The following is an 8,061-nucleotide window of genomic DNA, read 5'->3' as shown; positions in this document are numbered from 1 at the left end:
GGCAAAGGCTACTCCCCTATTTTTAACTAATAGAGTAGACTAAAATCAAGGATTTGATCTAGCCTTCTTCCAAATAGATCGAGATTGAAATGCCTCAATAATAAAAGGAAACAACCATGAAAAGTCTTAACTATAGCCAACTCAACCCAGAACAAAAACAACAAGTCAGCAATTTAATTGCACAGATGGAAGGGCAACAACAAAATAGCAACTGTGCTGTTCGCTTCGTTGCTCGCGGCGCTACTGGTGGTGAGTTTGGCGGCGGCAAAGGCTACTCCCCTATTTTTAACTAATAGAGTAGACTAAAATCAAGGATTTGATCTAGCCTTCTTCCAAATAGATCGAGATTGAAATGCCTCAATAATAAAAGGAAACAACCATGAAAAGTCTTAACTATAGCCAACTCAACCCAGAACAAAAACAACAAGTCAGCAATTTAATTGCACAGATGGAAGGGCAACAACAAAATAGCAACTGTGCTGTTCGCTTCGTTGCTCGCGGCGCTACTGGTGGTGAGTTTGGCGGCGGCAAAGGCTACTCTGGCGGCGGCCCTATTTTTAACTAATAGAGTAGACTAAAATCAAGGATTTGATCTAGCCTTCTTCCAAATAGATCGAGATTGAAATGCTGTTGGTTCAACCATGAATATCTATGGATAAGTAACCAACTCAAACAGTAGGGACGTTGTATACAATGTCCCTACTATAATATTAAAATCAGGACTTACGCAGAAACCGGGTTTATAAAGGAAATTTCGTGGTTTGAACAACAAGAGCAGGGCAATAAACCCGGTTTATTGGTTGGGAAAGCGTAAGTCCTGAAAATGTAAAAGTAAAGTTATTCTATTAGATGTAGATGGAGCTGTAATGTCAATAAACACAGAGCTAGACCTTAAAATAGGTGAAGATCAATATGAATTTGGTCAATCAAGTTTTTTTTGGAGTGACCCTAAACTTTTTGACGATCGCCAACAGCAGAATATTAATACCCTGATCGCCATACAACAAGTTTTGATGCGTCACCCTAGGTTTGAAGGTTCTGAGGAAGACATTTCAGAGATTAAAGAATTTTTAGAAGTTTATCAAAAAATCGCCACAGAAGCATCAGAAAAATTTACCTTAATCTGGTCAGATCCTTTTGCCAATCATTGGTGTCTATTGGCGTTAGACCTAGTCACAGCAACCCTGACGAAGAAACCTTTACCCCTCGTTACTCAGGAATATTGTCAGGCAATTCAACAAAAAACACCCCTTCAAGCACTAATCCTTCACCTCAATCAATTTAAGCTATTTGCGCTTGCTTACGGTTTTCTGTCTCAGCAAAGTTATCAATTTAAAACCCCTTTAATTTGTCGTTTACCAGTAGCGATTCCAGGTACATCTCTTTACCTAGAAGGGAATGGAAAAATAGAAATTTACGGTATTAATTCAGAAAAATTAGAAGTTGTAGTTGCAAACAACAAACAAACCCTAGAATTAACCCCAGATGCAACATTAGCTGACGAGAATTTGAAAGTAGGCAAATGCCCAACCATTCAACTTCCCAGTCGGGAATTACGATTGCAACCTTATTGTTTTAATTCTCCTGCTTTTCCAGATGGTCAAACAGTTGTTGAAACAGGAATGAGCTATCAGGGAAAATATGTCACCCTAGTTAAAGACGGATTAGCACTAATCGAGCAATACCATCCTCAGACTTTCGAGCAATTGCATTATTTTATGCAGGTATTAGCTCTCAAATCGATAGATGTAGGAACTTTCACCAACCTCACTAGCTCAGATTTTTCAGGCGCTCTAATTTGTAGCGTGATTGAAAATCCCTATAGATTAGCTGATAACTTTATTCACGAGTTTCACCACAACCGTTTATTCTTGATTGAACAAAATAATCCCCTTTTATTGGATTCAGTTGAAGATGCTCAAGCTAACAATTTGTATTATTCGCCTTGGCGTTTCGATTTGCGTCCCCTACGAGGAATTTTCCATGCCATATATGTTTATACACCTGTTGCTCAGTTTTGGTTAAATGTTTATCGAGCAAACCCTACTGGTGAACTTTTAGACTTTACCAAAAGTCAACTTATTAAGATTCCTTTACAACTGCAAATCGGACTTGAGCAGTTGCGCAAATATGCCAAATTCACTCCGGTAGGTCAGGATCTTTTTAATGAATTAGAAAGACAACTTGCTCAGATTAACCAAGAAATTGCTCAACTTCAAATCCCCTCAGATGTTCCAGACTTAGACTTTCAACGAAATGGGTCTTTTCTTTATAATCTACGACCAGGAACTGCCCAATTTTTGACAGTTAAAGAAGCAACGTTAAATCACATCAAACGTTTTGATTATTTTAAACAAATTGACACTCAATTACAAGCAAGTTTAGGTTTAGATGGGTTCTCTAAAAATGGAATAGAAGAAAAAGTAGCAGCGATCGCCTACGGGGAAAGATTAACGGGAACTCTTGAGTTCGTATCTTCCCTAGCAGAAACTTTAAAAGAAAAAATAGATCGCTTTTCTGAAAGCAAATTTGTTGATTTGAGGGAGGAGCAAGGAGTAACCAGAACCTATGGCGACTTGTGGCAACAGTCTACAACTTTACTCAGTTACTTACAAGCGCAAGGTTTATCTCCTGGAGACTTTATTATTATTCATGTTGAACATTGTGATGATTTTGTAGCAGCGGTTTGGAGTTGTTTTTTAGGTGGTTTTGTTCCCGTTCCTGTGGCAACTTCCTCCAATAGTTCTAACACAACTACTCAAAATGCCAAACTGCAACAGGTTTGGCAAGGGTTAGATAATCCTGTAATTTTGACAACCAAGAATCTGACAGAAACAATTAACGATATTCTCAAAGATTCTACTCCTAACCTACTAACTATCGAAAAATCTCAAGAATTTGCTCCCAGTCAGAATTTCCATTCCAACCAACCTGAAGATTTAGCTCTATTGCTCACCAGTTCGGGTACAACAGGTACTCCAAAACTGATTTCTTTTGATGCTGTCACAGTTATTAGCCAATTTTTGTCAGGAAATGAGAAATCCGATCCGTCTTACTGCTCGTTGACTTGGGTTCCTTTTGATAATGCTTCAGGATTTGGTATTGTTAACCCAAGATTGGGTAAAAATCTTTATCTTCCCGCAGAACGCTTTTTCGGAAACCCTATACTTTGGTTAGATATTGTCGATCAATACAAGGTGAAGGGAACGGTCTTAACTAACTTTGCTATGACACAGATTATGGAGCAAATTCAGGAAATTTCCGAACCTCACTGGGATTTGACTTCAATCGAAACCATTGGTTTAGGTGCAGAAAAAATTGTGCCTCAAATTTGCCGTTCTTTTTTACAGACCTTACAACCATTGGGATTGGGTGCGGATGTCCTTAATGTTGGTTATGGTCTTTCTGAAACGGGAGTTGTTGCCAGTAACCGTGAGTGGATAGCAATGGGTTATAACCAGCGTGGCGAACAATTTGTGCAAATTGGTCAACCTTTACCGGGTTGTGGAATTCGTATTGTTGATGATCAGAATAATTTACTCAATGAGGGTGAAGTTGGTCGTATTCAGATTTGGGGTGTCAACAGAACTGGTGTATATTACAATAATCCAACTTTGAATAGGACACTTTTTACAGAAGATGGTTGGTTGAATACTGGAGATTTAGGATTTCTCAATCACAATTACCTGACGGTGACAGGACGAGAAAAGGAGATCGTCATTATCAATGGTAAGAATTATTCCTGTCAGGAAATTGAATTAGTAGTCGAAGCAGTTGAAGGGGTTGAACCTTCTTATGCTGTTGCCTGTAATATTCGACAACAAGAAAGTGATACTGATGAGTTAGCTATTTTCTTCAATACACTAATTACGGAAGAAAGTCAATTAGCCAAATTAGCTAAAGAAATTCGGGGAAAAGTAACTCAAACCTTGGGTATAAATCCCAATCATATAGTTTTAACTGAAAAATCAGCGATTCCGAGAACAACAACGGGTAAGATTAAACGCTTACAACTTAAACAGAGTTTGGAAACTGGTGAATTTGATGCCATCATCAAATGGATGGATGCACTCATTCAGCAAACGTTAGAACATACATTTGTTTGTCCTCGCAACGAATTAGAACGCCAACTGACTCAGATTTGGGAAAAAGTTTTAGGAATTCAACCTATCGGAATCTATAATAATTTCTTCGATTTAGGAGGACAGTCTATCTTAGCAGTTAAACTATTGGCTGAAATTGAAAAAACTGTTCAGAAAGATATACCTTTAGCTGCTCTGTTTCAAGCTCCAACAGTTGAAAAACTAGCGAAGATTTTATCTGAAGAGAAATGGTCATCATCTTGGCAATCATTAGTCCCTATTCAACCACTGGGCGATAAAACACCGTTATTCGCTATTCATCTTCTCGGTGAAGGTTTAAGTTTTTACCGACCTTTGGCAAGTTATTTGGGTCAAAGACAACCCATTTATGGGTTAAATTATGGATTAGCGGCAAAAAAAGGGAAAAAAGAAAAAGTTTCTCTACCTCCTACTAAAGATTTAGCAGCTCACTACATTCAAGAAATGCAGGCTTTTCAGCCCCAAGGACCTTATATATTATTAGGTGTATCTAATGGAGGAAATGTAGCTTTTGAAATGGCAAAACAGCTTCACGCACAAGGTCAAACAGTTGCCAAGTTATTTTTGTTTGATACCATACATCCAAATGTTAAGCTTCCCCCAAACTGGAACAAGATTTCTCGTTTCCAGAAATTAATTTTAAATGTGATACGAAATATTGATATTCATTGGGGTAATTTTCTATTATTTGAACCTCAAGAGAGACTACCTTACTTATTCGACAAGGTACAAAAATTGTTAACTAAGTTGTTTACCCAATTTCCTAAAAAATTATATCTATCTATTAGGTCATCAACTTCTAATGTTACTAAAAAGCATCACAAAATAAATTCTCAGTCTGTATCTCCTCAATGCTATACACCACATTCATATCCGGGTAAAATAACTCTTTTTAAAGCTAAACATACAACTATAACATCTTCCGATCCTACAAATGGATGGGAATGTGTAGCTGAAGAAGGACTAGAAATTTATAACATTCATGGCGCTCATAGTAAGATTCTCTCAGAACCCAGTGTGCGCATCTTAGCTGAAAAAATGAGGTCTTGTCTACAAAGCACTCTAGACATTGACTCATAATTTACATCTTTCCATCCAGGGGTTATATCATGTCCGGATAATTAGTGATAAAAAAAACTTTCTCCTTCTTCTTCTTTCTTCCCTCCTGACTCCTGAGGACTGACTCCTGACTCCTTCATCGTTTATTTATAACTGTTCAACCGGACATGATATTAGTTCTTTCTATGACCCATCTAGCTTTAACTGGAACAATTCCTGTTTTTCCTTGCTTTTCTTTGTCTACTTAGGGTTTGCGCTCAAAAGTCTTTTAGTAGGGGTAGGAGACAACCAACCCCTCGCCCCTCCCCCTCCCAGGAGGGGAATACTGGAGACAACCCACCCCTCGCCCCTCCCAGGAGGGGAATACTGGAGAAATAGGAATGAGCGAGGAGGTAGGAGCTAAGTTTTGTCAATTTGGGATTTTTCTACCATAGTCAGCCCAAAATACTAGCTTTTTGCAGCTCACAGGCACCGAAAAGCTGGCACTTTTTTGAACCCCAAAAAGGCTAATACCTTTATTTATCAATACGCGCGAGAATTAATCAGCAAGCCCTACTTATATCATGTTCCCCCTCCGGGGGAGCTACGAATTGCGGTTGAATACTTATAAATAAATGTTGTGAGTCCTCAGGAGTCAGGAGTCAGGAGTCAGGAGGAAATATTGGAGAAAAAGAGGAAATATTGGAGAAAAGTAAAGACAATTTCAGTATTTATTTGATACCGTCGGTACTGTCAGTCCTTAAATTTTATTTATAACTGACCCGTCCGTTAGCGTAGCTCCCCCGGAGGGGGAACATGATATTATAGCGGTTTTCGCAAAGGTAGACTACAAAGCTTCTACTTTTTGCCTTCTGCCTTTAAGCCAAAATCTCTGTATTCTATATTAATCTTCCTATTGTTGAAGTAAAAATAACATATATTTCAATTACTTAAATACTTTAAAACTTGATTCTTAGGGAGTGAAAAAAAGTAGCGATCGCAACCCTCCTACGGATACAAAAAATCATTCATAACTGGCACTAATAATTATTTTAATTACATTAAAATCAAAAAAAAATATTATCTAATACTTGATGACATATTTACATTTAGAAAATATTACTAAAAGTTTCGGAAAATTTGTTGCTAACGATAATATTAATATTTCCATTGCAGCAGGTTCTGTCCACGCTATTATTGGAGAAAATGGTGCAGGAAAAACCACATTAATGAACATATTATCAGGACTATATCAACCAGATTATGGTCAAATTTATCTGGAAGATAAACTGATAGAAATTTCCTCCCCAGGTGTAGCAATAAACTATGGTATTGGGATGATTCATCAGCATTTTATGTTAGTACCAACATTAACAGTTACAGAAAATATTATCTTGGGAAATAGTGGAAAAATTCATCTAAATTTAAGTACAAAATCCGCAGAAATTAACGCTATGGCAAAAGCCTATAATTTAGAAATACCAGTGAATAGTAAAGTAGCAGATTTACCAATAGTTATTCAGCAACGGGTAGAAATTCTCAAGGTACTTTATCGTCAAGCAAAAATTTTAATTTTAGATGAACCTACAGCAGTTTTAACTCCAGCAGAAGTATATTCTTTGCTGAATATTTTGCGAAGGTTAGCAGCAAATAATCACACAATTATTTTGATCAGTCATAAACTAGAAGAAGTAATGAATGTTTGTGATACTGTCACAGTTTTACGTCGGGGAAAAGTGGTAGATACCATCAAAACAGCAGCGATTACTACTCATAAATTAGCTGAAATGATGGTGGGTCGAGAAGTAAATTTAGTTTCTCATAAAATTGCTGCCGAAAAAGGCAAAATTGTTCTAGAAGTGAAAAATATAGAAGTCAAAAATGACCGAGGTTTATCTGTAGTAAATAATTTATCTTTTCAATTGCATAGTGGGGAAATTTTAGGAGTAGCAGGAGTCGATGGCAATGGTCAAAGAGAATTAGCCGATGCTATTAACGGTTTGCGTTTTGTGGAGAAAGGAAAGATCGAATTTGTAGATAATTTAAAAGTGGGATATATTCCCGAAGACCGCCAGAAAATGGGGTTAATTATGAATTTTAGTATTGCTCGGAATTTGATTTTGAAATTATTTAGATTTTTGCCTTTTTGTCGTTATGGTTTTTTGCAGTCTGGAGTAATAAATAATCATGGGAAAAATGCCATAGAAAAATTTGATATTCGTGCCAGTCATCCGCAGTTAAAAGTCAATCAACTTTCTGGAGGAAACCAACAAAAAATTATTCTGGCGCGGGAACTTTCTGGAAAACCAACATTAATTGTAGCGATGCAACCTACCCGTGGTTTAGATATCGGTGCTACAGAATATGTACAAAAAGCTTTACTTGCTCAAAAACAACAAGGGGCAGGTATCTTATATATTTCTACAGAATTAGAAGAAGTCATGGCAATGAGCGATCATATTGCCATTATATATGAAGGTAAGTTTATTGATATTCTAGATGCTGCCACCGCTACAATCGAAGAGGTAGGTTTATTAATGACATCGGGTAAAAAAACATTGATGCCGTAGGTTGGGTTAAGCGCAAGCGCAACCCAACAAAGACCAATGAACCTATCCCACTAATACCAAGCGCAATAAAAGTTTGCTACATTTTCGCATTACAGAGGACTAGGGGAGTGGGTAGGGACGTTACATACAACGTCCGTAAATATACCTCAAAGCCCTAAAAATGGCTAGATCCCTTGGTAATCAAGGAATTATACCTTAATTAGTATATAGAACCCATTTGAGATCTATATAATTATGGTGTAAGAGTCTTTTCGCGCATCAATTTTGAGGAAAAATCATATGAAGGAGTGTTGAATTTTTTGTATGATCTCTCCCCACATCTTCCCTCCTGT

4 protein-coding genes are annotated in these 8,061 nt (G+C 37.3%); all 4 read left to right on the top strand.

Features of this window, described 5'->3' with window-relative positions; all coding sequences use genetic code 11:
• Positions 1 to 116 precede the first annotated feature (116 nt).
• The 4 genes from F6K18_RS18745 to F6K18_RS18730 all read left to right on the top strand — a co-directional run bounded on the left by F6K18_RS18745 (position 117) and on the right by F6K18_RS18730 (position 7,729).
• Positions 117 to 293, top strand: a complete 177-nt coding sequence (locus F6K18_RS18745; RefSeq protein WP_287522808.1) for a hypothetical protein — start codon at positions 117 to 119, stop codon at positions 291 to 293.
• A gap of 86 nt (positions 294 to 379) precedes the next feature.
• The gene (locus F6K18_RS18740; protein ID WP_287522806.1) at positions 380 to 565 is read left to right on the top strand and encodes a hypothetical protein; all 186 of its coding nucleotides are present in this window, start codon (positions 380 to 382) and stop codon (positions 563 to 565) included.
• Between the two features lie 301 nt (positions 566 to 866).
• Positions 867 to 5,201 (top strand): AMP-binding protein, encoded by a 4,335-nt coding sequence (locus F6K18_RS18735; RefSeq protein WP_287522804.1) that lies wholly within the window; start codon positions 867 to 869, stop codon positions 5,199 to 5,201.
• Positions 5,202 to 6,253: 1,052 nt separating this feature from the next.
• Positions 6,254 to 7,729 carry an ABC transporter ATP-binding protein gene (locus F6K18_RS18730; RefSeq protein WP_287522802.1) on the top strand — a complete coding sequence of 492 codons (1,476 nt, stop codon included), beginning with the start codon at positions 6,254 to 6,256 and terminating at the stop codon, positions 7,727 to 7,729.
• Positions 7,730 to 8,061 lie beyond the last annotated feature (332 nt).

It is taken from the genome of Okeania sp. SIO2C2 (assembly GCF_010692625.1).
GTDB lineage: Bacteria > Cyanobacteriota > Cyanobacteriia > Cyanobacteriales > Microcoleaceae > Okeania > Okeania hirsuta.
Note: the sequence above shows the minus strand (reverse complement) of the source record. Positions and strands in the feature narration are given on the sequence as shown.

What these genes read in the sequence shown, in the direction of transcription:
- F6K18_RS18740 (WP_287522806.1), top strand. Translation starts at nt 380, where the DNA reads ATGAAAAGTCTTAACTATAGCCAACTCAACCCAGAACAAAAACAACAA.
- F6K18_RS18745 (WP_287522808.1), top strand. Translation starts at nt 117, where the DNA reads ATGAAAAGTCTTAACTATAGCCAACTCAACCCAGAACAAAAACAACAA.
- F6K18_RS18730 (WP_287522802.1), top strand. Translation starts at nt 6,254, where the DNA reads ATGACATATTTACATTTAGAAAATATTACTAAAAGTTTCGGAAAATTT.
- F6K18_RS18735 (WP_287522804.1), top strand. Translation starts at nt 867, where the DNA reads ATGTCAATAAACACAGAGCTAGACCTTAAAATAGGTGAAGATCAATAT.